Below are 23,083 nucleotides of genomic sequence, written 5' to 3' on the forward strand. Positions count from 1 at the left end.
CCGCCTCCCGGCCGATCAATACCGCTATCGGCAGTCGGGCACGTGGAGCCTGAGAGCCGCGATGGCAGCGCGGGCGTGCTGCGGATCCGCGCCTTGGGCGACAGCTGCCAGTGCCGCACGCCAGGCCGCCGCGAGCACCTGGCCGAGAAGCGGTACCGCGGGGACGGCATGCTCGCTGAGCATCTCGGCCAGGCGGTCATGTCCGGTGCCCGCGGGTGGGTCTCCCAGGATGCGGAGGAAGCCCTCGCGGACGGCGAAGTCCAGCCCGACCAGCAACGCCGATGTCACCGCCGCCGAGTGGTCCGACCCTGATCCCGCGGCCGCTAGTGCGCCCTCCATCCGGTCCAGCAGGCGCCGTTCGACGTCCGCTCGCACGAAGGCGTACAGCCCGAGCTTGCTACCGAAGTGGTGGTAGAGCGCGCCGGTGGTGACCTTCGCTGCCGCCGCCAGCTCAGCGACCGTGACCTCGTCGAAAGGGCGCGTTCCGAACTCCTTGACCGCGGCGAGCGCAAGCCGGCCCTTCGGGGAGGTCGAGACCGGGATCCACTCGCGCACCCGAACATAATGGCGTTATGCTCTCCGAAAGTCTAGTTACGCAGCATGGAAGGATGAGCCATGAAGCTCGAGTTCCTGTTCGTCCCCACCTCTGACCTGAAGGCCTCCCTCGCCCTCTACCGCGACAGCCTCGGATTCAACGAGGTATGGCGGGAGGGTGACGCGACCGTCGCGCTGGCCTTGCCGGGCACCGACGTCCAGCTCATGCTCGACGCACACGACCCCAAGGCGCCGGTCGGGCCGCTGTTCGTCGTCGACAGCGTCGAGGCCTTCCACGCCGCCCGCCCGGAGACGCTCGCCGTCGTCGAAGCGCCGTCAGAGATTCCCGGCGGCAGCCTGGCCACCTACAAGGATCCAGGCGGGGCGACGCTCTACGTCATGGACCAGGCGGCAGATCAAGGCGCCCCGTAGGAGCCACCGTGGCGCCGACGCCGAGTGCGGTGGCCGCCAGACCCAGTGCCGCATGTGACATGATCTTCATAAAGGTTCTCCTGTTCCCTGGTTGACCCATCTCAGGTAAGCCACCTCTTTGTGTTCTGTAGTCCTGTGATTGCAGTACGTCAGAATTGGGTTGAATATCAGGGAGACCCGTATCTCGGAGCGCCGTGGTGCGGAGCGGATCTACCCGCACAGAGGGAGGAACGGCAGTCGCGGATAGCCGGGGCGCACCGCGCGCCGTTCCTTGTTGCGGGGATTGCGTGTATCGCGGGCGTATCGAAAATCTCATACGCCACCGCAATGGCCTTCCGTCTTCAGTGGAGGCATGAACTACCGCGCATCACTGTCAGCGCCGACCTGCCGTACGCGCAGGGTCGGGCTCGTCAGCCTGACGATCCTCGGTGCGGCGATCGCCCACCCGGCTCCCACCGACCCAGGCGCTGCGTACGGCCTGACCCTTCGGCGGTGAGGTGCGGTGAATCCACCTTTGACGATCAAAGAGTGCGTACTTGCGGCCGTCACCCGGCTCGTCGCGGTGCTGCTGGTGCCGATCGCCTTCTGCCGCGCACCGGGCAGCGCCCGCTTCCTGGCCTGCCAATGGGCGCTGGGCCTGCGCTTCCCCGCTGAGAGTCTGCGCGGGCTGGCACCGGAGACGCTGACGGCGTTCACGCATGCGCGGGCCGAGGCGTTCTGGCGCGACGGGCAGCTGATCGGCCTCACCTCGGGGCACCGCGACGCGGCGGAACAGCACCGGATCTTCACCGAGGAGGTGCGGCGCACGGGCTCGGTGTCCGCGGCGCGGCGGCGGGTGTTGCCCCCGCAGGAGTCCAGCCATGTGCGGGGCCTGGCGCTGGACGTCCGGCCGACCGAGGGAGCGCGGTGGCTCGAACAACACGGCGGACGGTACGGGCTCTACCGCGTCTACGACAACGAGTGGTGGCATTTCGAATACCGCACGGTCGAGCCGGTCCGGCTGCCTCATCCGGCTGCCGCGGCTTGGCGGTCTGAACGCGATGCCACGTACGGGCACCAGATCCATGGCGACGAGTCCTGGCGTCACGAAACGCGTCCCGACGTCTACGGCAATGGTTGGCCGCCGATGTATGCGGATCCGGCTGAGCGCCGGGGGATGCACCTGTGAACCGGCTCTCGGTGCTGGAGCGCCGATCAGGTACCTTTCGGCCGCCGACCTTGCAGACGCTGCCTGTGGCGGTGACCGCGAATGTGGCCGAGATTCGTGCGCGGACCCGGAGCACGGTCATGGCGGTGGTCAAGGCCGACGGGTTCGGACACGGCGCCGTCACGGTCGCCGAAGCCGCCGTTGCCGCCGGTGCCGGATGGCTCGGGACCACGAGTGTCGCGGAGGCTTCCGCGCTGCGCGCGGCGGGGCTGGCGGTGCCGATCCTCGCCTGGCTGCACCCCGGCGGGATCGACGCCGAGGCGGCGGCAGCCGCCAAGGTCGATATCGCGGTCGGATCGGTGGACGAGCTCGGCGCGCTCCTCGCGCAAGCCGCGGCGACGATGCGGATCCATCTGCATGTGGACACCGGAATGGCGCGGGGCGGCTGCCCCCGCGGGCAGTGGGACGAACTGATCGGTCTCGCCCGGCGTGGTCAACGGGCTCGGCGGGTCCGCGTCGTGGGCGTCATGGGGCATCTTCCACTGGCCGACCAGGCCGACCCCGCGGCGAACGCGCCGGCGGTCGCCGGTATGCGCGAGGCGCAGCGGGCGGTCTGGGCGGCGGGGCTCGGTTCACCGCTTGCCCATCTTGCGGCCACCTCGGGGACGCTGACCGACCCGGCGACGCATTTCGGCATGGTCCGCGTCGGGGCGGGGCTGGTCGGCATCGATCCCTCCGGGACCGTGACGATGCACGGCGCGTCCCGTCTGATCGCACCGATCGTGCACACGAGGGCGGCCCCGGCCGGTACGCCGGTCGGCTACGCCGGCACGTTCGTCACCGATCGCGCCACCCACCTGAGCGTGCTCCCGCTCGGGTATGCCGACGGGATCCCACGCGAGCTCTCGCCGCAGGCCGGCGTCGAGATCCGCGGACGCCGTCTCCCGGTCGTCGGACGGGTCTCGATGGACCAGATCGTGATCGACACCGGTGCCGAGTCCTTCCCGATCGGCACGTCCGCGACCGTGTTCGGCCCGGACGGGGGCGCGACCCCGACCGTCCAGGACTGGGCTCGTTGGGCCGGGACCATTCCGCACACCATCGTCACCGGCATCGGGCCGCGTGTGAAAAGGAGCATCGCTTGAAAAGGAGCATCGCGTGACACAGCGAATCGCGGTGATCGGCGGCGGAGAGAACGCCGAGCACGACGTCTCCCTGGCCACCGCCAGAGCGGTCGCCGGGGCGTTGCGTTCCGGCGGATTCGGCGTTGACGACCTGATCATCGGCCGCGACGGGGTGTGGAGGCGGGGCGCGGACGCGCTCGGGTCGCGGGCCGCCGGTTCCCTGGCGGCGGCGCTGAGCGTCATCGAACGTGCCGACGTCGTCTTTCCCGCAGTTCACGGCCCATCCGGCGAGGATGGGACCCTCGCGGCGTTGTGCGCCCTGACGCACACGCCGATGGTCGGTTCGGACCTGCGCGCCGGAGCGATCGGCATGGACAAGTGGGCGACCAAGCTCGTGGCGGAGGCCGTCGGGATCCACACCGCTCCCGGCCGGCTGGTGACGGCGGCGGAGAGCGCCGATGTCGAGTTCAAGACCGATGTGGTGGTGAAGCCGGTCTCGGCCGGGTCGAGTTTCGGTGTCGCCCTGGCACACGATGCCTCCCAGCTACGCGACGCGCTGCGCGACGCGGCACGGTTCGACGACCGGCTCCTGGTCGAGGACGTCGTCACGGGACGGGAGATCGATGTGGCCGTCCTGCGTGAGGCCGATGGCCGTCGATGGGCGGCGCCGCCGCTGGAGATCCATGCCGACGGCCTGTTCGACACCCGGTCCAAGTACGACGGTTCAGCCCGGTTCAGCGTGCCCGCCGACCTCGGCGACGCGGACCGGGCGGCCCTGACCGCGGCGGCGCTGCGGATGTTCGACGCGCTCGGCTGCGCCGGAGTCGCCCGCATCGACTTCTTCCTCACCGACCACGGGCCCGTCCTCAACGAGGTCAACACCATGCCGGGAATGACGGCCGAGTCCCAGGTACCGAGAATGTTCGCCGTGGCCGGACTGCCCTACGAGCACCTGGTCGTGCGCCTGGTCGCCGCTGCCACCGTGCCCGGCCCACCAACCCGGGCCTGAGCCTGTGGAGCCGTGGCCCGGCGACCCCGGGAAGGCGGGGCAGACGTCGCGAAAGGCAAAGGAAAATCACGGTCACCGATCCGGGTCCGCATACGTCGGCGATATGCCGTACTGCCTAGGCTTGAGGTATGCGCGTGCTGATCGTGGAGGACGAGCCCTACCTGGCCGAAGCGGTCCGGGACGGTCTGCGGCTGGAGGCGATCGCCGCCGACATCGCCGGCGACGGCGACTCAGCCCTGGAGCTGCTCAGCGTCAACTCCTACGACCTCGCGGTCCTGGACCGTGACATCCCCGGCCCCTCCGGCGACGAGATCGCCCGCCGGATCGTCGCCTCCGGCAGCGGCATCCCGATCCTGATGCTCACCGCCGCCGACCGGATCGACGACAAGGCCTCGGGGTTCGAACTCGGCGCCGACGACTACCTCACCAAGCCGTTCGAGCTTCGCGAGCTCGTCCTGCGGCTGCGGGCGCTGGACCGCAGGCGCGCGTACGCCCGGCCGCCGGTCAGCGAGATCGCGGGCCTGCGGCTGGACCCCTTCCGCCGGGAGGTCTTCCGCGACGGACGCTACGTCGCGCTCACCCGCAAGCAGTTCGCCGTGCTCGAGGTCCTCGTCGCCGCCGAGGGCGGTGTCGTCAGCGCCGAGGAGTTGCTGGAGCGGGCCTGGGACCAGAACGCCGATCCCTTCACCAACGCCGTCCGCATCACCGTCTCCGCCCTGCGCAAGCGGCTGGGTGAACCATGGCTCATCGCCACGGTGCCCGGCGTCGGCTATCGCATCGACACTGAACCAGACACCGGCCGTGAGGGAGACAGTGGATAGGACCCCCGGTTTGAGTGTCCGCCTCAAACTCACCCTCAGCTACGCCGGATTCCTCCTCGTCGCCGGCGCCCTCCTCCTGGCCGTGGTGTGGGTGTTCCTGCTGCGCTACGTCCCGGAGGGCGTGATCACCCCCGGGCCGAGCAACGACTGGCCCCGGGGACCGGCCCCGCAGTTCATCCCCAACCGCAACGACCTCCAGCGCGCCTTCGTCCCCCGCGCGGTCACGGCGATGGGCTTCCTGCTGGTGTTCGGTCTCCTGGGAGGATGGCTCCTCGCCGGCCGCATGCTCGCGCCCCTGACCCGCATCACCCACGCCACCCGCCTGGCCTCGACCGGATCGCTCTCCCAGAGGATCCGGCTACCGGGCCACAAGGACGAGTTCCGCGAACTCGCCGACGCCTTCGACACGATGCTTGAGCGGCTCGAAGCGCACGTCACCGAACAGCAGAGATTCGCGGCCAACGCCTCGCACGAGTTGCGCACCCCGCTGGCGGTCTCGAAGACGATCCTCGACGTGGCCCGCACCGATCCGAACCGCGACACCGACGAGATGATCGACCGTCTCCACGCCGTCAATACCCGAGCGATCGACCTCACCGAGGCACTGCTGCTGCTCAGCCGTGCGGATCGGCGGTCCTTCGCCCGAGAGCGCGTCGATCTGTCCCTCGCGGCGGAGGAAGCCACCGAAACGCTCCTCCCCTTCGCGGAAAAGCATGGCGTCACCGTCGAGACCAGCGGCGACATCACTCCCACGATCGGATCGCAAGCCCTCCTGCTACAGCTGACCATGAATCTCGTCCACAACGCGATCGTCCACAACGTCCCCGGCGGCACCGTCAGGGTCCACACCGAGGCGCGGCCCGACGCGAGTGTGCTGCGGGTCGAGAACACCGGCTATCTGCTCCCGCCGGAACTTCTCCCGACCCTCCTCGAGCCCTTCCAACGCGGAACCGAACGCATCCGCACCGACGAACAAGCCGGCGTCGGCCTCGGGCTGGCCATCGTGCACAGCATCGTCCGGGCACACGACGGCACCCTCGACCTCACCGCCCGCCCCGCCGGCGGTCTCCTCGTCACGATTCGACTTCCGGGGATGCCGCAGGCACCGTACGCGAGCAGGGCCCACTAGTCCGGCGGCACTTGTGAGAGACCGCTGGTACCGACCCGATTCAAGAATCTTCTGCCCTATCACATCCGTTCGGGCCTCTCGCGCGAATACCCGATCGGAGGTCACAGGCCAGATTCCCGAGGATCGGAGTAGTCCCCATGATCGGTATCCGCGGAGCCGTCACCACCAGCGCCCTCGCCCTCGCCGTCCTCACCAGCACCGCGGCCACAGCCACAGCCGCCGGTTCGGTGCTCGTCGACGGCGGCGGATACGGCCCCACCCGCCAGACCGCCCTCGACGCCGCCCTGGAGGATGCCCACGCCACGGCGCAATCCATCGGCTACTACGGACCCTGCACCACCATCGGTGAACCGCAGGTCTTCTTCGATCCCGCCGACCCCTATGGGCGCTACTACCGTGCCCAGCTGCAAGCCAACTGCGAGGAGTGACACCGGCACCCAGAATCTGCGGCGTCTCGGGCGGACGGGTTCACGAGGGCGGCGGGCACTGGCTGGGAAGCGCGACCCTTCCGGGGCTGTGCTCGAACGTGTCCATCATCAGCCACTCGTCCAGCTCGGGGTCGTAGAGATTCTGGACACCGAATTGCAGCACCTGCCAGAAGGTGCTCGGATTGCGTTGATCGACGTAGATGTCGCCGAGCGCAAGCGGAAACCGAAGATATTTCCCTGGCGGCAGCTGCGGCGCGACGACACCGACCCTCCAGTGGTTCACGTGGCGCTGCGGATTCCACTGCAAGATCTGCCGCCCGACGTACCGCGCCGTCCTGAGCTTCTGGTTCAGTGCCTTCAGATCGAACCCGGGGATTCGCGAGCACTGATGCTCGTTGAGACCAGGCCATTTGTAGGTCAGCGTGTAGAGCGAGTTCCGATAGATCAGGTTCGTGAACCAGATCGGGTACCGCGGACCGCCCGCGACCATCTGGCTGTCGCCGTCTCGTCCCGTCCAGGTGAACGGGACCGTGATGTTCAGATCCCGGACGATCCATTTGCCTTTGCCGCGAAAGTCTCGCGGCAGCTGCGGTGGTCGTGGCGTGTGCGAGCCAGGCCCTTTCGCGTCCGTGGCGCCACCCGGCGGCCCAGTCCGGCTTGCGGCGAGGACTGGAGGCAGAGCCACTGGGACTACGGCGATCGGTCCGGCTAGTGCCGCAGATGCCACTCGACGTATATATGTCCAACTCATGGTCCCCCCGGCTGCCGCTTCGCGCGCCGCCGTGACGCGGTGTCCATTCGCGGCCATGCCCTGCACCGTCCCCGGCGTTGCCTGACCGATAACCCCCAGGCAGGTCATGAGCTGTCCCGGTCCCGGTGAGGGCGCGCCGATATCGACGAACCTGGGCGGGGCAATCCGCGTCAGCGAACTCAACGGCGTGTATCCCGCGCACTTATCTCCCTCTGTCGACTCACCTTCGGAGGGATAGAGATCATGTGGAACCGGACAACGCGCGCCCTCGCCCTGCTGGCGGCACCCTTCGCCTTCGCCACCACCGTCGTCCCCGCCCAGGCGGTCGCCGCGGCACCCGCCCACTACCAGCTGACCAGGATCAGAGACCTGAACGGCGCGTTCGGGAATCTTCCCCAGGCCATCAACGCCGCCGGCCACACTGCGGGCGAAGGCTCGTTCCCCGGTCACGGCGCCCAGGCCGCCTACCTCAGCACCAACCCGACTGAGCTGACCCACCTGCCGGGCATCGTGCCCAACGACCCGACCTTGGCGGACGCCACCGTGGCGTACGGCCTCAACTCCTCCGACGTCGTCGTCGGCGCCGCCTTCAACACGTTGCCGGTACGGCAGACCGCGGTGGTCTGGCGCAACGGCACCCCGACCGATCTCGGCATCCTGCCCACCGACGGTCACGTCCAGGCTCGGGCGATCAACGACGCCGGCCAGATCGCCGGCACCGGTTTCGACACCGGTACCGCCTGGCTCTACCAGAACGGGAAGGCCACCGTCCTCGCGCCGCTGCCCGGTGGCCACGCCGCAGAGGCGTTCGGCATCACCGCCGACGGACGAGTTCTCGGCTTGTCCTCGACCTCGAACGACACCACCAAGGCCGAGGCCACGGTGTGGCGCGACGGCACTCCGTCCGATCTCGGTTCACTGCCCGGCAGCACCTGGTCGGAGGTGCACGCCATGAACTCCAGCGGAGTCGCGGTCGGCGCGGCCGGGGTCGGCGGTGGCGAGTTCGCACCCCGGCATCCGGTGATGTTCGCGGGCGGCAAGGTGATCGACCTGTGGCCGGACCTCGGCGGCAGCACGTTCGACACGGCTCAGGCGATCAACAAGGCCGGCACGATCGTCGGTGACGGCCGCGGCGGCTGGGTGTACAGCAACGGCGTCCGCACCGACCTGAACACCCTGATCCCGCCGGACACGGGCTTGAGGATCACGGCCGCGTACGGCATCAACGACGCCGGCCAGATCGCCGCCTCCGCCACCACCACCACCACGAACAGGCACCTCTCCTTCGCTGTGCTGCTCACACCGGACGCCGGCTGAATCGAACCCGCCGTTTGGCGGACGGCCCACCGGGATCACGGTGACGGCGCGGAGCCCGCGCCGCGGCGTCCGGAAACGGCGGTGCCGGGACACCGCGGTGCCGGACTCGCCGGCCGCCGGCCCGGCCGCACGGTGGTCGGCGACGAGCACAGCCATATCGGCTCCGACACCGAGACCGAAGGGCGGCCGCTCAGGCCACCGAGGTATCGGGCCAGCGGTTCCCCGGGGTGAGCATTCGGTCGAGACGGGACGCCAGCGCCGCCGCTTGAGCGCGGATCTCGGGGATGGCGGTGGTCTCGTAGCGCAAACCGCGCAGGGTGGGGCCGAGGGTGAAGATCCTTTCGTGCGGACGTCCGGCGGCGTCCAGGACGGCCCCGGCGGCGTCGGCGTCCAGGCCAAGCCGTAGCGGATCCGGGCGCGCCGTACCGTTGGTGAACAGCTCGTCCAGGAACGGGACGCCGGCCACGTCGGAGGCCGGGCCGGTTCCGTTGACGAGCCAGCCGACACGCAGTTCGCGCGTGCCCGCCTCCGCGTCGATGGCGACCGTCACTCCGTCGCGGTCGGCGACGGCGGAGCCGACACGTCCTCGCAGGACCCGTAGGCGGCCGGTGGCGCGCAGGTGGGCGATACGGGACGCCGTCGCCGGAGGGATCCGATGCCGGTGAATCTCCCAGTAGCGAGCCACCAGATCGAGGAAGCGCCGTTTGTCTTCGGTGCTCAGCCCGCCCCAGAGCCGTGGCACGTGGGGGCGCAGGGCGTCGACGACCCCCTGCCATTCGCCGCCGTTGTCCTTCACCGCCACGCGCAGGGCGCGCATCAGCCCCGCAAGGTTCTGGACGTGGGCGGGTAGGCGGACGTCGGCCGGAGGGGGCGGAAGTGGGCGATGCGTCCGCGGCAGCAGACCGTGCCGGGACACCGCGAACACCACGCTCCCGGGATGGGTGCGGGTCACGGTGATGGCGATATCGACCATGGTCAAACCGGTCCCCGCCACCAGGACGGGTGAGCCGTCGCAGATGCCGGTCAGCGCATCGGGCACCCACGGATCAGGGACGCAGCGGGGACCGGCCGGCACCCCTCGCAAGGCCGCCGGGGGACGGTTGCCGGTGGCCAGGACGACGGCGTCGGCGTCAAGGCGGCCCCCGTCCGACAGGGTCAGCCGTATCGGCCGTCCCTGCCCCGGTTCCCTGAGTGAAGTGACCGTCCCGGTCAGTTGGGTCAGGTGCCCCGCGGGCCAGGCTCGTCGGGCCTCGGCGAGTACCGCGCGTAGATAGCGTCCGTAGAGGCGGCGCGGAATGTAGTCGGCACCGGTCACGTCCTGCCCTTGGGCCCGGACCCACCGCAGCAGGTGATCCGGATCGCCTTCCAGCGCACTCATCCTGGTGGCGCAGACGTTGAGAAGGTGGTGCGAGTCGGTCGTCGCGTAGGCCTGCCCCAGCCCGTGGCGACCGTACTGATCAATCAAGATCACGCGCGGCGAGACGCCGGGCCCCCTCCCCCGGAGCAGGAGGTGCGCGGCGGTCAGTGTGCCGCTGGCGCCGCCTCCCACGATGGCGACCACCGGGACGGAGCCGCTTCGGCCTGCGAACTCACCCACCCCACGATGGTATCCGATAATTCCCACAAGAATAATAGGCAAACGAGGGGTTCAGCGGCGGTGCCAGGCTCTCACGCGGGCGCCGGAGCTCAGGTATGCCGGAAGCGACGAGCATCGCCCCGCCCCCCTTCTCGTTGGACGGTTTCCTGGTTCGTGTGACATCTGCCCGCTCTGGACCACTTCTCAGTGTGACGGGAACGGAGGAGCGTGGGTTGAGCAGACGGGGATCGGCGATCGAGTGCGAGGCTCAGAGACCGACCGGGTGGTTCGACGACCTCTTCGGCCGGTACTTCCCCCGCGTCCACGCCTACGCGGTAACGCGGGTCGGGACCGCGCAGGCCGAGGAGGTGGCCAGCGAGACGTTCACCATCGCGTGGCGGCGCCGGGACGTCGTGCCGGACGTCCCGCTGGCCTGGCTGATCGGCGTCGCCCGCAACGTGATCCGCGAGCAGTACCGGGACGCGCTGCGCCAGAACCTGATCGCCGCGGAGCTGACCGCCTGGGCGGCGTCCGCACCGCTCACCGGCGACGTCGCGGAACTGATCACCGATCGGGACGTCCTGCTGCGCGGGCTGGCCGCGCTGCCGGAGCGGGACCGCGAAGTCCTGATGCTGCTCAGCTGGCACGGGCTGTCCCCACGCGAGGCCGCCGACGTCCTCGGCTGTTCGAGGCCCGCGCTCACCATGCGCGTGCACCGTGCGCGCCGTCACCTCGACCGGCAGATCAGCGCCGCACACGACTCCGACCTTGATAGTGGGGGAAGCACCGATGAGTAGGAAGACCGATCTCCTGGCGGCGTTGTCCGACATCCGTCCAGACCAGCTCGACCCTCCGGCCGACTCCGGACGGCTGGAACGGTTCCGCGCCATCGCGGCCTCAGGAGTGCCACCGCGTCGTCGAGCGCGCAGGCACCGGTCCGGTGTCAGGGTTCCGCGGCCGACCCGGTACACCGTGGCGATCACCGCGGCGGCGGCCCTGGTCGCCGGCCTGGTCACCGTGCCACGGCTGGCCGGTGACGAGCCCTCGGCGCGGCAGGTTCTGCTCGCCGCCGCCACGGCGCTCGGGAACAGCAGCTCCGATACCGGCAGGTACTGGACAGCCGATCTCAGCACCTACACCACCGCCAGCTATGTGGGTGACACTCCAGCGGGGGCGTCCACGGCGAGACCTCTGTATCGTTACGAATCGACCTGCAATGCCCGGCTGTGGGCCTCTCGATCCAGCCGCGACACCAGCTGGCTCATCATCGACTCGGTCACCGACCGGAGGCTGAGCAGTGCCGACGAGCGGGCCTGGCGGCGAGCCGGGGCGCCGGGAGTCCGCGGTTGCCAGATCTACGACACCAGCATCGGCATGCGGTCGGCTCCGCCCGCCGCGCTCGCCCTCCAGCGCAGCGTCCGCGCCGAATCGCGGGACGAGCCGACTTATCCGAGCGTCGCGGGCACTCCGATCGCCCTCGATCAGATCGCCGAGTTGCCCACCGACCCCGGAGCGCTCAAGGCGGTATTGGATCAATGGTGGCTCCACGCCGCCTCATCGGCTGGAAGCGGGCCGGACGCAAAGGTGCCGACCCATGTCACCGTGCAGGAGATCGCCGACCTCCTGGTGAGCGCTCCCACGCCACCGGCCATGCAGGCCGCCCTGTACCGGGTCCTCGCCGGCCTGCCGGTCAACCGGAGCCATGGAACCGTCACCGACCAGCTCGGCCGCCGCGGAGTGGCCTTCTGGGCCGACAACGGAGCCGTGGACCAGAAGCTGATCGTCGATCCCCGGACCGGGCACCCCCTCGCCGTGGAGGGCTACCTCGCCGGCGAACTCGACAGCTTCACCCTCGTCCGCCGTCAAGGGTGGACCAACGCCCTCCCCACCCTGCCCGCCCATCGCTTGTGACGGTTTAACGGACACCACCGCAATGCATTTGTCTGCGAGCCCTTACGTGGTTCGGATATGCCGGAAGACGTTGATTTCCACGCTTTGCTGCTGATCAACCTCGGTGGGACGCCCCCGCCGAACCACGGGATCAGCCGAAGGTCATCCGCCTGCGCCTCGGCGGCTAATCAGAGGCACGCTCCGGAAGCGGGGGCGTGCACCCAAGGAGGCATCAATGCGCAGGATCATCGTGATGGCCACGCTCGCCACAGCGGCCGGTGTCGGAACGGCCACCGCCGCCAGTGCTCTGGCCCAGGGCCCCGGTGACGCGGCCGGAGACCAGGGCACCCGGCTGGTGGCCGGCAGTGAGCAGGGCTCGCCTGCACTGAAGGTGGTCGGCCTCACCGCCGACCAGCGGCTGGTGAGCTTCCAGACGACCGCGCCCGGCAGGGTGCGGGACCTCGGCAAGGTCGCCGGCCTGGCCGGCGACCGCACCCTGGTCGGGATCGACTACCGGGTACAGAACGGGACGCTGTACGGCGTCGGCGACAAGGGCGGGATCTACACGCTGCGCACCAGCGGCACGGCCACCAAGGTCTCCCAGCTCACCGTGGCGCTACAGGGCACGTCGTTCGGGGTGGACTTCAACCCCGCCGCCAACCGGCTCCGGGTGATCAGCGACACCGGCCAGAACTTACGGCACAACATCGACGACCCGGCGGGCGCACCCGCCGCGGGCGTCACCGCGGCGGACGGGACGCTGACCAACCCGCCGGTGCCGCCCGCCCCGGCGGCCACGGCCACCGGGGTGAGCGGGGCCGCCTACACCAACAACGACCTCAACGCGAACACGGCCACGACCTTGTTCGACCTGGACACCACCCTCGACCAGGTGTCGGTGCAGTCCCCCGCGAACGCCGGCAACCTGGCCCCGACCGGCAAGTTCGGCAGTGACGCCGGGCCCAGCGCGGGCTTCGACATCTACAGCTCCGCGAAGGCCGGGACCAACACCGGCTACGCCGCCCTCAAGGTGCAGGGAGCCCAGCGGTTCTACCAGGTGAACCTGCTGACCGGTAGCGTCTCACCGACCGGGGCCTTCCCTGCGCAGCGCCAGGTCGTCGACGTGGCATTGCCGCTCAACCAGGGCTAAGCACCCTCCACAGTCGGGGACACCCCGCCGGTCACGTCCCTGCCGCGTTTCGTCGCGGCGAACGTGACCGCCCGACGGACGACCGGGCGCGAGGATGCGGTCAAGCCTCCTCCGCCCGGCCGCTCCGTCCGGGGCCACGACGCTCAGGTGCGGTGCCGCCCGCACAGGCTCAGCGGGCCGACCAGAACGGGTCCCGGCCGATGAAGCCCAGCAGTCTGGTCTGGGTATCCGCGTCGTCGGGTACCTCGACGCGGCTGCCGTACTGGCCGGAGGAGCGGAGGACCTCCTCCATCGACTCCATCCCGCTGAGGAGCTCGGCGCAGAAGTCCGGGTCGAGCCGGTCGTCCTGGCCGGTGGCCCGGGAGAGATCCCACGTGTGCATGAACACGTCGGCGGTGTAGAACCGGTCGATCGCGGTCTGCAAGGGGACGCTGCCAATGTGCGGGTTGGTCAGTTCCCGTTGCGGGGTTTCCGGATCGTCCAATACCGCCTGCACGCCGTCGCAGTGGACCTGCCAGGCGGCGGCCGGATCGTCGTCCACCGACGGTCCGCGGGGCAGCTCGATGCCGGCGCCGGAGGCCAGAAACCCGTGAAACCAGTCGGTCAGGTGACGCACCACGTCGCGGGCGGCCCAGTCGGCGACCGGGGACTGTGCGTCCCAGGATCGCGTCCCGCGGACCCGGTCGGTGAACAGCCCGGCGACCTGCCGGTGTCGCTCGGCCGGGTGCTCAGACAGCGCCATCGACGAGCATCCTCTCCAGCTTGGCGTAACCCTCGTCGACGCCGACCTCCATACCGCTGCGCAGCATCGCGTCGCGGCCTTCGAAGCTGTCGACCAGCGACTGCGCCCGCAGCCGCGTCCTGCCGTCCCCCAGGTCCTCGAACCACAACGTCTCCAGCGCGACCCCGTCCGGATCGCCCTCGAACGTAAAGGTCTGGACGATGCGGTCGGACCGTATCTCGTGGAAGCAGCCGTGGAACCGGTACTCGGTGCCGTCGCGCACCGCGACGTAGCGCCAGCTGCCGCCGGAACGCGCGTCCCAGTGCTCGATCCGGGTGGACATGGCGTTGGGACCCACCCACCGGGCGAACAACGCAGGATCGGTGTGGGCGCGCAGGAGTTGCTCGGGCGTTGCCGCGAAGTCACGAGTCATCCGGATGACCGGGAGCCTCGGGTCGGCTTCAATCGCTGTCTCCGTGATCCTGTCCATGTTCGTCTTCCTTCATCTCCGCCAGGACGGCGTCAAGGCGGCGGTAGCGCTGCTCGGCTTGGACCCGGCGGCGCTCGATCCAGGTGTCCATCAGGTCGAGGGCCTGGAGCTCCAGGCGCACCGGCCGGGGCTGCGGCCCTCGCGGCCGGCTGACGAGGCCGGCCTCCTCCAGCACCCGCAGGTGCTTGTACACGGCCTGAAGCGTCATCCGGTACGGCTCGGCCAACTGGCTCACGGTCGCGTCGCCCTCCGAGAGCCGGGCCACCATGTCGCGCCGGGTCGGATCCGCGAGGGCGCCGAAGACCCTGGACAGCGTGTCCGTGATCGCCCCTCCCACTTTCACCTTTTTGGTTGAAAGTAAGGGTAGGTCGCACGTCCGTCGCCTGTCAACCGTGTGGTTGAAAGCGCAGGCCCCTGGGGTGGCTACCTCCCCAGTCGCGGAAGGGCGGACGTGCCGCCGTACGTGCGCTACGGGCCGACCATGGCACCGGGCAGTCACCTTTCCGATTCGTCCTGGGACAGGTGGCGCACGAGGGCCGCGAAGTCGGCGGCGAGGTCGTTGACCGCGGTCAGCGGGCGGCAGAGGGCGATGCGCAGCGGCGGGATGTCGGGGATCGGACGCCAGGCCAGGTCGGGGCGGGTGTAGTGCGAGGTCATCGACTCGGGGCTGATGCAGATCGCCGAGGCCGAGGCGACGTGTTCGAGCATCTCCTCCACGTTGTCGTTCTCCGGTCCCCAGACGGGTTCGCCGCCGTCGGGGCGCGGGTTCACCGCCCACCAGTCCACCCACTCCCGGGGCGCCTGCCGCGTCCAGACGATCGGCTCCGCGGAGAGGTCGTGGATGGAGACGGCGTCCCGTCCGGCCAGCGGGTGCCCGGCCGCCAACCCGACCCAGCGCTGTTCGACACGTACGACCTCGACGTGCAGCCCCGCTGTCTCGGCCGGGAACCACACGAACGCCGCGTCCACCACACCCTCGCGCAGAGCCGCCACCTCACCGCCCCAGTCGAAGCGTTTCGGCTCGACGGAGACGTCCGGATGCCGCTTCATGAACGCGGCGTACGCGCGGGTGCCCAGCGTTCCGGCGCCGGAGGCCGCGAAGCCCACCCGCAGGATCCGCGCCCGGGCGGCCGCCTCCACACGGGCGGTCCGTTGCGCCGCCTGCCAGTCGACGATCAGCTGCCGGGCCGCGGGAAGGAACGCCTCACCGGCCGGAGTCAGGAGCACCTCGCGTCCGGTGCGTTCGAAGAGGGGGGTGCGCAGGTCCGCTTCCAACCGCCGGATGCGGCGGCTGAGTGACGGCTGGGACACGAAGAGCCGCTCGGCCGCACGGGTGAAGTGGAGCTGTTCGGCGAGCTCGACGAAGTACCGCAGCGTACGCGTGTCCACGTCCAACGAAGTCTCCGAAGTCATGCGTTTACTGCATAGGTCCAGGTCTTGGACCTCGCCGAAGAAGCGTAGTTGCCTGAATGGCATGTCCGACATTTCACGAGCCACTTTGCTGCGCGCCGGTGGGCTCTCCGCGTCCGTACTCGCCCTCGACGCCTCCCGCCCCGCTGCCGCGGCCACCGGCCGGGAGCACCCGAACGTGACACTGATCCGCGGCTACTACGCCGCGTACGCCGCCGGGGACACGGGCGCTCTGCGCGAACGGTTCTTCGCGCCCGACATCGCATGGACGATTCCGGGTCACCATCCGCTGGCCGGCACGAAGCGCGGGGCGAACGAGGTCATCGCGTTCTTCGAACTGCTCGCCCGCGCCGGGATGAAGGCCGAGCCGATCTTCCTGGCGGCGGACGGGGAGTGGGTCGTGGACCTGCACCGGGGATGGAGCACCACGCCGGCCGGGCTCGACCAGGTGTGGGCGCTGGCGTTCCGGATCAGGAACGGTCGCATCACCGAGGCGGTCAACTATCCGGGGGACCAGCACGCCGCCGACGCCTACTTCTGGCGTGTCTATCCGCTCGCGCCGATTCCGAAGCGGCTTGCCCGGAGTCCGCGCCGTCCATAGTGATCCACCATCCCGAGACCGGCGGGCCTCTCACCTGCGCGCCCTCGGGGGCTTGAACTCCGTCCGGCAGAGGGCCGTATCTCCACGCACGGATCGGACCTTGGAGGACCCATGAAGCGCCGTAACTCCGCGAGGAAGAGTCGTATGCGCACCGTGGTCACGTGGACCGTGGTGGCCGCCGGATCCGCCGGCCTCGCGGCCGGCTCGCTGTACGCGGTCGGGATGCCGGACGCGTCGGGTGGCGGGCAGCAGGCGACGCTGGCCGGTGACCAGGCGACAAGGCCGACGAACGCATCGGCCGCGGCCCTGGCCGCCAAGCTGGCCGACCGGCTCGGCAGACGCACGGCCGGCGCCTACCTCGATTCCGCCGGCCGGCCCGTCGTCACCGTCACCAACACCAGGGACGCCGCCATGGTGCGCGCCGCCGGCGCGGTGGCGAAGGCGACGCGCACGAGCCCCGCGACCCTGAACCGGATCACCACCACCCTCGCCCGGACGACGCGGGGCATCCCGGGCACCGCCTTCGCCGTCGACCCCGCCACGTCCAAGGTGACGGTCTGGACGGACGAGTCGGTCACCGGGACCCGGATGGCCACCGTCCGCCGGATGGCCGGACAGATGGGGCCGGCGGTCAAGATGGACCGCATTCCCGGACGCCTCCGTACCTTCGCGCTCGGCGGCGACGCGATCTTCGGTGAGAGCGCCCGCTGCTCGCTGGGCTTCAACGTCAAGCGCGGTGACCAGAACTTCTTCCTCACCGCCGGACACTGCGGCAACGTCGTCCGGGCCTGGACCGCCGACCAGCAGGGCAACCAGGCCCTCGGCACCACCGTGGAGAGCAGCTTCCCCGGCGACGACTTCGCCCTCGTCCAGACCGACCAGGCGGGAGAGGGCGCGGTCAACCTGTACAACGGACAGCAGCAGGACATCACCCAGGCGGGTGACCCCGTTGCCGGCCAGCGGGTCTCGCGCAGCGGCAGCACCACCGGTCTCCGCTCCGGCAGCGTCACCGCCGTCAACGCGACGGTGAACTACCCCGAAGGCACCGTCACCGGCACCATCCAGACGAACGTCTGCGCCGAGCCGGGCGACAGCGGCGGCTCGCTCTTCAGCGGGAACACCGCCCTGGGCCTCACCTCCGGCGGCTCAGGCGACTGCCAGAGCGGCGGTGTCACCTTCTTCCAGCCGGTGACCGAACCCCTCAAGGCATTCGGCGCCAGCGTCACCTGACCACTCACCGCCAGAAGAGGCCGGTTCCTCCCCGCGCGGAACCGGCCTCCGTACTGCCCGGGTGCCACCGGCGAACGCTTGGCGGGCCGACGAGAACTGCACCCTTCTTCTTATTCTATGTTAATCAACAATGGCATCGACAACCCTCGAAATCCACCCTCAGCTTGCCTTGTCACAAACGTTGCCCGCCCGCCCTGTTCTGCTGGGCAAGTGTTCACGAATTTTCCGGCGAGGAGAGGCTCTCCGGTCCCCCGATCTGCGGTGATGGAATCACACACGAATCAGTGGCACCCACGGGACCTTGCCCACTATTCGGAGTGTCGGTTAGTGTGCAGCCATCTGATAGGAAGCCTGCCTAACAGATGAAGTGTGCGATGCCCGCCCCCCGCCCCCTTTTGCATCGCCTGCATGGACGTGGCCACCGACGAGAGTCGTGCCCCCTCGCAAGCCACGAATCACATGGTGCGTCAATGCCATGCCGACCACTCGCGTAGTCGGTGTTCGCGACGAAGCCTGGCCACTCCTGGGGACCCGGAGACGTGCTTCGACATGCGCGGACCCGCCGTCTCGGGGTCGCGCCGCCCCGCCCTGGTAGCGGAGCAGGGCGGAGGCCACCGGCGGCACGACTGCCGATTGGAGAAGTTGCCATGCGAAAAGTGATGCAAGCGGCACTGGGGGCGAGCGCCCTCGCCCTTGCGATGTATGGTGCGACCGCCGCGAACGCCGCCGAACCCCCCAGTGGCGGGGACATGCCCATCATCGGTGGCCACGACGCCACCGAGACGTACTCCTGGATGGTGTCGCTGAGCAACGGCTGCGGCGCCAGCCTGGTCGCCCCGCAGTGGATCGTCACGGCGAACCACTGCGGCTCGGCGTCCCAGGGCCGGATCGGCTCGAACAGCAAGAACTCCGGCGGCGAGAGCCGTCAGATCGACCGGCGCGTCACCAAGCCGGGCACCGACCTCACGGTGATGCACCTGACCACGCCGTCCACGCTGGCGCCGGTGAAGATGACGCAGACCAACCCCGCCGCGAACAGCCCGGTACGGCTCCTCGGCTTCGGCTGCATGAGCTGGCCAAGCTGCCGGAACGCCACCACGCTCCAGGAGATCGACCTGACCATTCTGCCCAGCGGTCAGTGCTCGGCCGGCGGCGGGACCGCCAACGACGTCTGCGTCTCGGGCGACCGGACCCACTCCGCCTGCCACGGCGACTCCGGCGGGCCGGCGGTCACCGGCAGCCGCGGCAACTGGACCCTCGTCGGCGAGACCCACGGCCCGGGCGACAACCGCGGCGAGTGCGCGACCACCACGCTCTACACCGGCATCGCACCGCACCTGACCTGGATCAACCAGCAAATCGGTAGCTGACCCCCCGCCCCCACATCGCAGGAGCTCCCATGTTCGTCCGCAAGATCATGACGGCCTTGGCCGTCACACTCGGAATGACCTTCCTGGCGCCCGCACTGATCGTCGACTCCGCGTCGGCCGCGGCCCCCGTCGCGGTCCGCACGATCTACTACGACGCCAGCGGGGCACAGGAGTTCAAGGCGGCCGTCGACGAAGGCGCCGAAGCGTGGAACAAGGCCGTGCCGGTGATCCAGCTCAAGCAGGCGACCGGGACACAGGCCACGATCAAGGTCTACGCCGACGACGGCTGGCCGCGCACCATGTCCAACGGCTTCGGCCGGGGCACCATCTACATGGGACGCCAGGCGGTCACCGACGGCTTCTACCCGCCCCGGATCGCCGCGCACGAGATCGCGCACGCCCTCGGCCTGCCCGACAACCGCAACGGACGTTGTGACTACCTGATGTCCGGTCACAGCTCGCCGACCTCCTGCAAGACCACCACCCCGCATGAGACCGAAGCCGCGCAGGTCACGCGGAACGCGGGCGGCAAGTTCCCCGCGACCCTGAGCCGGCCGACCGTGTACGTGGACTGCTACCAGTTCTGACCACCCCGCTCCCCCACCGCGGGCACAGCGATAGCCGTGCCCGCGGTGGGGTGCAGCCGTCCAGAGGGTATTTTCCTGGGGGCGACCCCCAGGCTCCCCTTCCGGCATTCTTCTCGCTGACGTCGGAGATCTGTCGAGCTTCGCCCTGTGGGAAGATCTGGCCGTGTCCAGAGCCGTCGAGGTCGAGGCCCTCAAAGTCCGCCCGCAGTCGCTGATGCTGACGTACCTGGGCAACTACGTGCTCGGACGCGATGTGGCGGTGTTCTCCGGAAGCTTCATCGAGGTTCTGGGCCGGTTGGGGATCGGCGAGCACGCGGTCCGCTCCATGCTGAGCCGGATGGTGACGCGCGGCCTGCTGGCCCGGTATCCCGATGGTCGCCGCATGTTCTTCGGGCTGACCGAACGGTCCCGACGGATCCTGGCCGACGGCGAGGAGCGGGTCTGGCGGCGCAGCGTGATCAACGACGACTGGGACGGTAGTTGGACGGTCCTGGCGTTCTCGCTGCCCGAGTCCTGGCAGAGCCGCCGGCATGAACTGCGCTCCCGGCTGGCCTGGGCCGGGTTCGGCCCGGTCGGCAACGGGCTGTGGATCTCGCCCGCCCGGGTGGACGTCGCCGAGGTGACCGCCGACCTCGGGCTCGACACCCACGTCCGGGTGTTCGCCGGGCCGTCCGTGCCGCCCACCGACGAGCCGCGGATGATCCGCGACGCGTTCGACCTGGACGGGCTCGCCGCCGGGTACCGGGCCTGGCTGGAGCGCTGGGATCGGCCCGATCCCGTGCCCGAGGCCAGCGACGACCTGATCCGCTACCTGCTGATGAGCACCGAGTGGCTCGGCCTCGTCCGCGCGGACCCCCGCATCCCGCTGCGCCATCTGCCAACCGACTGGCCCGCGATCCGCGCCCAGAAACTGCTGTACACCCTGCGCGACCGCTACCAGGCCAAGGCACGCGACATCGCCGACCGGACCGTGGAGCTGATCGAGCTCCGCTGAGCCACCGGGACGTCCGAGACGGCCTTGGACGGGGATGACAAAGTTCGGCAGATCATTGACTTTGAAAACGGATATGCCGAACATTGCGGAGGTTTCCGTCCCACGTCTCCCGGCGAGGAGCCCTCATGAACCACTCCCGGCATCGCGCGCCGCCCTTCCGCCCGATCTCGGACAGCCTGGCCGCGCCCACCCGCGGGTAGTCGCGATGGACGAGCACGAAGACGTGGCGTTCCCGAGGAATCGGGCGGCGAAGGTGGCGCCGTGAACGAGGCCGAGATCCTCAGCACCCCCGATCCTCAGACGTTGGCGAACAGCCGGCTCGGCGGCTACCTGCGGTGGCTGGAGAGCGAACGAGGTCTGGTCTTCGGCGACTACCACCAGCTGTGGCGATGGTCGGTCCAGGACCTGGACGGCTTCTGGTCCTCCATCTGGTCGTTCTTCGACATCCGCGCACACACCCCGCCCCGAGCGGTGGTGGGCCGACACGCGATGCCCGGAGCGACCTGGTTCCCCGGCTCCACCCTCAACTACGCCGAGCATGCCACCGGCCTGTTCGAAGACCGGGACCGGACGGCGGTGATCGCGCACTCCCAGACCCGCCCGCCCATCGAACTGACCTTCGGCGAGCTCGGTGACCGGGTCGCCCGAGTCAGGGCCGCACTGCGGCGGCTGGGCGTACGGCGAGGCGACCGGGTCGTGGCCTACCTGCCCAACATTCCCGAAACACTCGTCGCCTTCCTCGCCACCGCGAGCCTGGGCGCGATCTGGGCGAGCTGCGCCCCCGAGTTCGGCCCCCGTGCCGTCATCGACCGCTTCGCCCAGCTCCGGCCCGCCGTCCTGCTCACCATCACCGGATACCGCTACGGCGACCGCGACATCGACCGCCGCGCACAGGCCGCGGTGATCCGCGCCGCACTACCGACCGTCCGGCACACCATCCACATCCCCTACGGCGGCGATGACGGGCCGCCCGGCACGCTCGGCTGGCCCGACCTGCTCACCCACCCCCCGGAACCGGGATTCGAGCCCGTCCCGTTCGACCATCCGCTGTTCGTGCTGTTCTCCTCCGGCACCACCGGACCGCCCAAGGCGATCGTCCACGGCCACGGCGGCATCCTGATCGAGCACCTCAAGAACCACGCGCTGAGCTGGGACCTGCACCCCGGGGACCGGATGCTGTGGTTCACCTCCACTGCCTGGATGCTCTGGAACGCCCAGGTGTCGGCGCTGTTGCTGCGCGCCTCGATCGTGATGATCGACGGCAACCCCATGCACCCCGACCCGGACGCGCAGTGGCGGCTGGCCGCCCAGACCCGCGCCACCCTGATGGGCGTCAGCCCCGGCTACATCACCGCCAGCCGCCGGCACGACCTCCACCCGGCGCGCGACTTCGACCTGTCGGCGTTGCGGCAACTCAGCGTCGCCGGCAGTCCGCTGTCGGCCGAAGGGTCTCGCTGGGCGGTCCGACAGTTGGGCGACCGGGTCCTGCTCAACGTCGGCAGCGGCGGCACCGACGTGTGCAGCGGACTCCTCCAGGGCGGCCCCATGCAACCAGTGCGGGCCGGCCAGATCTCCGGCCCCTGCCTGGGCGTGGCCGCGCACGCCTACGACCCGCGGGGCGAGCCGGTCGTCGGCGAGCTCGGTGAGCTGGTCATCACCGAGCCCATGCCGTCCATGCCCGTCGGGTTCTGGGACGACCGGGACGGCTCGCAGTACCGGGCGGCCTACTTCCAGCACTACCCGGGCGTATGGCGACACGGCGACTGGGTCCGCTTCGCCCCCCAAGGTCACTGCGTCGTCACCGGACGATCCGACGCCACCCTCAACCGCGGCGGCATCCGGCTCGGCACCGCCGAGTTCTACGCCATCACCGAGAACCTCCCCGAGATACACGACAGCCTCGTCGTCCACCTCGACGATCCCCACGACGGCATCGGCGAATTACTGCTGTTCGTCGTCGCCCCACAGGGACTCGACAACACCTTGCGTAAGAGACTCGCCCAGGACCTGCGGGACGCGCTGTCCCCGCGCCACGTCCCGGACGTCATCGTCGCCGTCCCCGCCATCCCCCGCACGCTGACCGGCAAGAAGCTCGAAGTCCCCGTCAAACGCATCCTGCTCGGCGCACCCGCCGAACAGGTGGTCGGCCCCGACACCGTCACCGACCCCCGTTCCCTGGCCGCCTTCGTCGCTCACGCCCGCCGGCGCAGCACCGATCCCGCGGCGAACACCGAAGAGCGCCCGCGCATCTGAACCGCCGGGACCGCCGTAGGCCACGGGGTCGGACGGGGTGGCGCGTGCCTATGGCGTCCATATGGACTGACGGTTTCCGGTCGCGGACGCTCCCGTCTGTGCGGCCGTTGGCGAATTCC

The 23,083-nt window shown here is 69.8% G+C and carries 24 protein-coding genes; 17 read left to right on the plus strand and 7 right to left on the minus strand.

Annotation, left to right across the window (positions count from 1 at the left end; genetic code table 11):
* Positions 1-24: 24 nt before the first annotated feature.
* Positions 25-555: a TetR/AcrR family transcriptional regulator gene (locus AMA02S_RS18040; protein WP_067459838.1), complete on the minus strand. Its 531-nt coding sequence runs from the start codon at positions 553-555 to the stop codon at positions 25-27.
* A gap of 60 nt (positions 556-615) precedes the next feature.
* Between AMA02S_RS18040 and AMA02S_RS18045 the strand changes: the two genes are divergently transcribed.
* The 7 genes from AMA02S_RS18045 (at position 616) to AMA02S_RS18075 (ending at position 6,624) form a co-directional block, all read left to right on the plus strand.
* Entirely contained in the window at positions 616-966 is a 351-nt protein-coding gene (locus AMA02S_RS18045; protein WP_067459841.1) for a VOC family protein, read from the plus strand.
* A gap of 502 nt (positions 967-1,468) precedes the next feature.
* Positions 1,469-2,134 (plus strand): M15 family metallopeptidase, encoded by a 666-nt coding sequence (locus tag AMA02S_RS18050; protein ID WP_218005015.1) that lies wholly within the window; start codon positions 1,469-1,471, stop codon positions 2,132-2,134.
* A gap of 71 nt (positions 2,135-2,205) precedes the next feature.
* Positions 2,206-3,258, plus strand: coding sequence for an alanine racemase (gene alr / locus AMA02S_RS18055; RefSeq protein WP_218005016.1), 1,053 nt, complete (start codon positions 2,206-2,208; stop codon positions 3,256-3,258).
* Between the two features lie 13 nt (positions 3,259-3,271).
* Positions 3,272-4,246: a D-alanine--D-alanine ligase family protein gene (locus AMA02S_RS18060; RefSeq protein WP_067459847.1), complete on the plus strand. Its 975-nt coding sequence runs from the start codon at positions 3,272-3,274 to the stop codon at positions 4,244-4,246.
* Positions 4,247-4,374: 128 nt separating this feature from the next.
* Positions 4,375-5,067, plus strand: coding sequence for a response regulator transcription factor (locus tag AMA02S_RS18065; protein ID WP_067459850.1), 693 nt, complete (start codon positions 4,375-4,377; stop codon positions 5,065-5,067).
* A 10-nt stretch (positions 5,068-5,077) separates the two neighbouring features.
* Positions 5,078-6,196 (plus strand): sensor histidine kinase, encoded by a 1,119-nt coding sequence (locus tag AMA02S_RS18070; RefSeq protein WP_067459853.1) that lies wholly within the window; start codon positions 5,078-5,080, stop codon positions 6,194-6,196.
* A gap of 137 nt (positions 6,197-6,333) precedes the next feature.
* Positions 6,334-6,624 carry a hypothetical protein gene (locus AMA02S_RS18075; RefSeq protein WP_067459856.1) on the plus strand — a complete coding sequence of 97 codons (291 nt, stop codon included), beginning with the start codon at positions 6,334-6,336 and terminating at the stop codon, positions 6,622-6,624.
* 40 nt (positions 6,625-6,664) lie between these two features.
* Here AMA02S_RS18075 and AMA02S_RS18080 read toward each other — a convergent pair whose 3' ends face one another.
* Positions 6,665-7,351, minus strand: coding sequence for a hypothetical protein (locus AMA02S_RS18080; RefSeq protein WP_157430667.1), 687 nt, complete (start codon positions 7,349-7,351; stop codon positions 6,665-6,667).
* Between the two features lie 267 nt (positions 7,352-7,618).
* On the opposite strand from AMA02S_RS18080, the gene AMA02S_RS18085 reads away from it, so the two are divergent.
* Positions 7,619-8,692: a hypothetical protein gene (locus AMA02S_RS18085; protein ID WP_067459862.1), complete on the plus strand. Its 1,074-nt coding sequence runs from the start codon at positions 7,619-7,621 to the stop codon at positions 8,690-8,692.
* Positions 8,693-8,882: 190 nt separating this feature from the next.
* On the opposite strand, the gene AMA02S_RS18090 is transcribed toward AMA02S_RS18085, so the two are convergent.
* On the minus strand, positions 8,883-10,289 hold the full coding sequence (locus AMA02S_RS18090; RefSeq protein WP_169806844.1) for an FAD/NAD(P)-binding protein: 1,407 nt from the start codon (positions 10,287-10,289) through the stop codon (positions 8,883-8,885).
* A 212-nt stretch (positions 10,290-10,501) separates the two neighbouring features.
* On the opposite strand from AMA02S_RS18090, the gene AMA02S_RS18095 reads away from it, so the two are divergent.
* The 3 genes from AMA02S_RS18095 to AMA02S_RS18105 all read left to right on the plus strand — a co-directional run bounded on the left by AMA02S_RS18095 (position 10,502) and on the right by AMA02S_RS18105 (position 13,308).
* Positions 10,502-11,065: an RNA polymerase sigma factor gene (locus tag AMA02S_RS18095; RefSeq protein WP_169806845.1), complete on the plus strand. Its 564-nt coding sequence runs from the start codon at positions 10,502-10,504 to the stop codon at positions 11,063-11,065.
* A complete protein-coding gene (locus tag AMA02S_RS18100; RefSeq protein ID WP_067459869.1) occupies positions 11,058-12,179 on the plus strand; it encodes a hypothetical protein in 1,122 nt (373 codons plus the stop codon). Before AMA02S_RS18095 ends, AMA02S_RS18100 begins: the two co-directional genes overlap by 8 nt.
* A gap of 214 nt (positions 12,180-12,393) precedes the next feature.
* Entirely contained in the window at positions 12,394-13,308 is a 915-nt protein-coding gene (locus AMA02S_RS18105; RefSeq protein WP_245667630.1) for a DUF4394 domain-containing protein, read from the plus strand.
* Positions 13,309-13,477: 169 nt separating this feature from the next.
* Here AMA02S_RS18105 and AMA02S_RS18110 read toward each other — a convergent pair whose 3' ends face one another.
* The 4 genes from AMA02S_RS18110 to AMA02S_RS18125 all read right to left on the minus strand — a co-directional run bounded on the left by AMA02S_RS18110 (position 13,478) and on the right by AMA02S_RS18125 (position 15,932).
* The gene (locus AMA02S_RS18110) at positions 13,478-14,050 is read right to left on the minus strand and encodes a TIGR03086 family metal-binding protein (protein WP_067459872.1); all 573 of its coding nucleotides are present in this window, start codon (positions 14,048-14,050) and stop codon (positions 13,478-13,480) included.
* Positions 14,037-14,519, minus strand: a complete 483-nt coding sequence (locus AMA02S_RS18115; protein WP_067459875.1) for an SRPBCC family protein — start codon at positions 14,517-14,519, stop codon at positions 14,037-14,039. Before AMA02S_RS18115 ends, AMA02S_RS18110 begins: the two co-directional genes overlap by 14 nt.
* Positions 14,491-14,856, minus strand: coding sequence for an ArsR/SmtB family transcription factor (locus AMA02S_RS18120; protein WP_281181896.1), 366 nt, complete (start codon positions 14,854-14,856; stop codon positions 14,491-14,493). The genes AMA02S_RS18115 and AMA02S_RS18120 overlap by 29 nt, the downstream gene beginning before the upstream one ends.
* Positions 14,857-15,014: 158 nt before the next feature.
* Positions 15,015-15,932 (minus strand): LysR family transcriptional regulator, encoded by a 918-nt coding sequence (locus tag AMA02S_RS18125; protein WP_169806846.1) that lies wholly within the window; start codon positions 15,930-15,932, stop codon positions 15,015-15,017.
* Positions 15,933-15,993: 61 nt separating this feature from the next.
* On the opposite strand from AMA02S_RS18125, the gene AMA02S_RS18130 reads away from it, so the two are divergent.
* From AMA02S_RS18130 to AMA02S_RS18155, 6 genes are all read left to right on the plus strand, one after another.
* Positions 15,994-16,530, plus strand: coding sequence for a nuclear transport factor 2 family protein (locus AMA02S_RS18130; RefSeq protein WP_067459878.1), 537 nt, complete (start codon positions 15,994-15,996; stop codon positions 16,528-16,530).
* A 144-nt stretch (positions 16,531-16,674) separates the two neighbouring features.
* The gene (locus tag AMA02S_RS18135) at positions 16,675-17,760 is read left to right on the plus strand and encodes a S1 family peptidase (protein ID WP_157430669.1); all 1,086 of its coding nucleotides are present in this window, start codon (positions 16,675-16,677) and stop codon (positions 17,758-17,760) included.
* Between the two features lie 647 nt (positions 17,761-18,407).
* Entirely contained in the window at positions 18,408-19,130 is a 723-nt protein-coding gene (locus tag AMA02S_RS18140; RefSeq protein WP_067459884.1) for a S1 family peptidase, read from the plus strand.
* A gap of 29 nt (positions 19,131-19,159) precedes the next feature.
* Positions 19,160-19,717 carry a snapalysin family zinc-dependent metalloprotease gene (locus tag AMA02S_RS18145; protein WP_067459887.1) on the plus strand — a complete coding sequence of 186 codons (558 nt, stop codon included), beginning with the start codon at positions 19,160-19,162 and terminating at the stop codon, positions 19,715-19,717.
* A 163-nt stretch (positions 19,718-19,880) separates the two neighbouring features.
* A complete protein-coding gene (locus tag AMA02S_RS18150) occupies positions 19,881-20,711 on the plus strand; it encodes a PaaX family transcriptional regulator (RefSeq protein WP_245667631.1) in 831 nt (276 codons plus the stop codon).
* A gap of 261 nt (positions 20,712-20,972) precedes the next feature.
* On the plus strand, positions 20,973-22,964 hold the full coding sequence (locus tag AMA02S_RS18155) for an acetoacetate--CoA ligase (protein WP_067459890.1): 1,992 nt from the start codon (positions 20,973-20,975) through the stop codon (positions 22,962-22,964).
* The last annotated feature ends 119 nt before the right edge of the window (positions 22,965-23,083 follow it).

It is taken from the genome of Actinomadura macra NBRC 14102 (assembly GCF_001552215.1).
Classification (GTDB): domain Bacteria; phylum Actinomycetota; class Actinomycetes; order Streptosporangiales; family Streptosporangiaceae; genus Spirillospora; species Spirillospora macra.

Excerpts from the sequence above, each read along its gene's own strand:
- AMA02S_RS18085 (WP_067459862.1), top strand. The coding sequence starts at position 7,619 with ATGTGGAACCGGACAACGCGCGCCCTCGCCCTGCTGGCGGCACCCTTC.
- AMA02S_RS18140 (WP_067459884.1), top strand. The coding sequence starts at position 18,408 with ATGCGAAAAGTGATGCAAGCGGCACTGGGGGCGAGCGCCCTCGCCCTT.
- AMA02S_RS18075 (WP_067459856.1), top strand. The coding sequence starts at position 6,334 with ATGATCGGTATCCGCGGAGCCGTCACCACCAGCGCCCTCGCCCTCGCC.
- AMA02S_RS18125 (WP_169806846.1), bottom strand. The coding sequence starts at position 15,932 with ATGACTTCGGAGACTTCGTTGGACGTGGACACGCGTACGCTGCGGTAC.
- AMA02S_RS18065 (WP_067459850.1), top strand. The coding sequence starts at position 4,375 with ATGCGCGTGCTGATCGTGGAGGACGAGCCCTACCTGGCCGAAGCGGTC.
- AMA02S_RS18145 (WP_067459887.1), top strand. The coding sequence starts at position 19,160 with ATGTTCGTCCGCAAGATCATGACGGCCTTGGCCGTCACACTCGGAATG.
- AMA02S_RS18130 (WP_067459878.1), top strand. The coding sequence starts at position 15,994 with ATGTCCGACATTTCACGAGCCACTTTGCTGCGCGCCGGTGGGCTCTCC.
- AMA02S_RS18135 (WP_157430669.1), top strand. The coding sequence starts at position 16,675 with ATGCGCACCGTGGTCACGTGGACCGTGGTGGCCGCCGGATCCGCCGGC.
- AMA02S_RS18045 (WP_067459841.1), top strand. The coding sequence starts at position 616 with ATGAAGCTCGAGTTCCTGTTCGTCCCCACCTCTGACCTGAAGGCCTCC.
- AMA02S_RS18115 (WP_067459875.1), bottom strand. The coding sequence starts at position 14,519 with ATGGACAGGATCACGGAGACAGCGATTGAAGCCGACCCGAGGCTCCCG.
- AMA02S_RS18100 (WP_067459869.1), top strand. The coding sequence starts at position 11,058 with ATGAGTAGGAAGACCGATCTCCTGGCGGCGTTGTCCGACATCCGTCCA.
- AMA02S_RS18110 (WP_067459872.1), bottom strand. The coding sequence starts at position 14,050 with ATGGCGCTGTCTGAGCACCCGGCCGAGCGACACCGGCAGGTCGCCGGG.
- AMA02S_RS18105 (WP_245667630.1), top strand. The coding sequence starts at position 12,394 with ATGCGCAGGATCATCGTGATGGCCACGCTCGCCACAGCGGCCGGTGTC.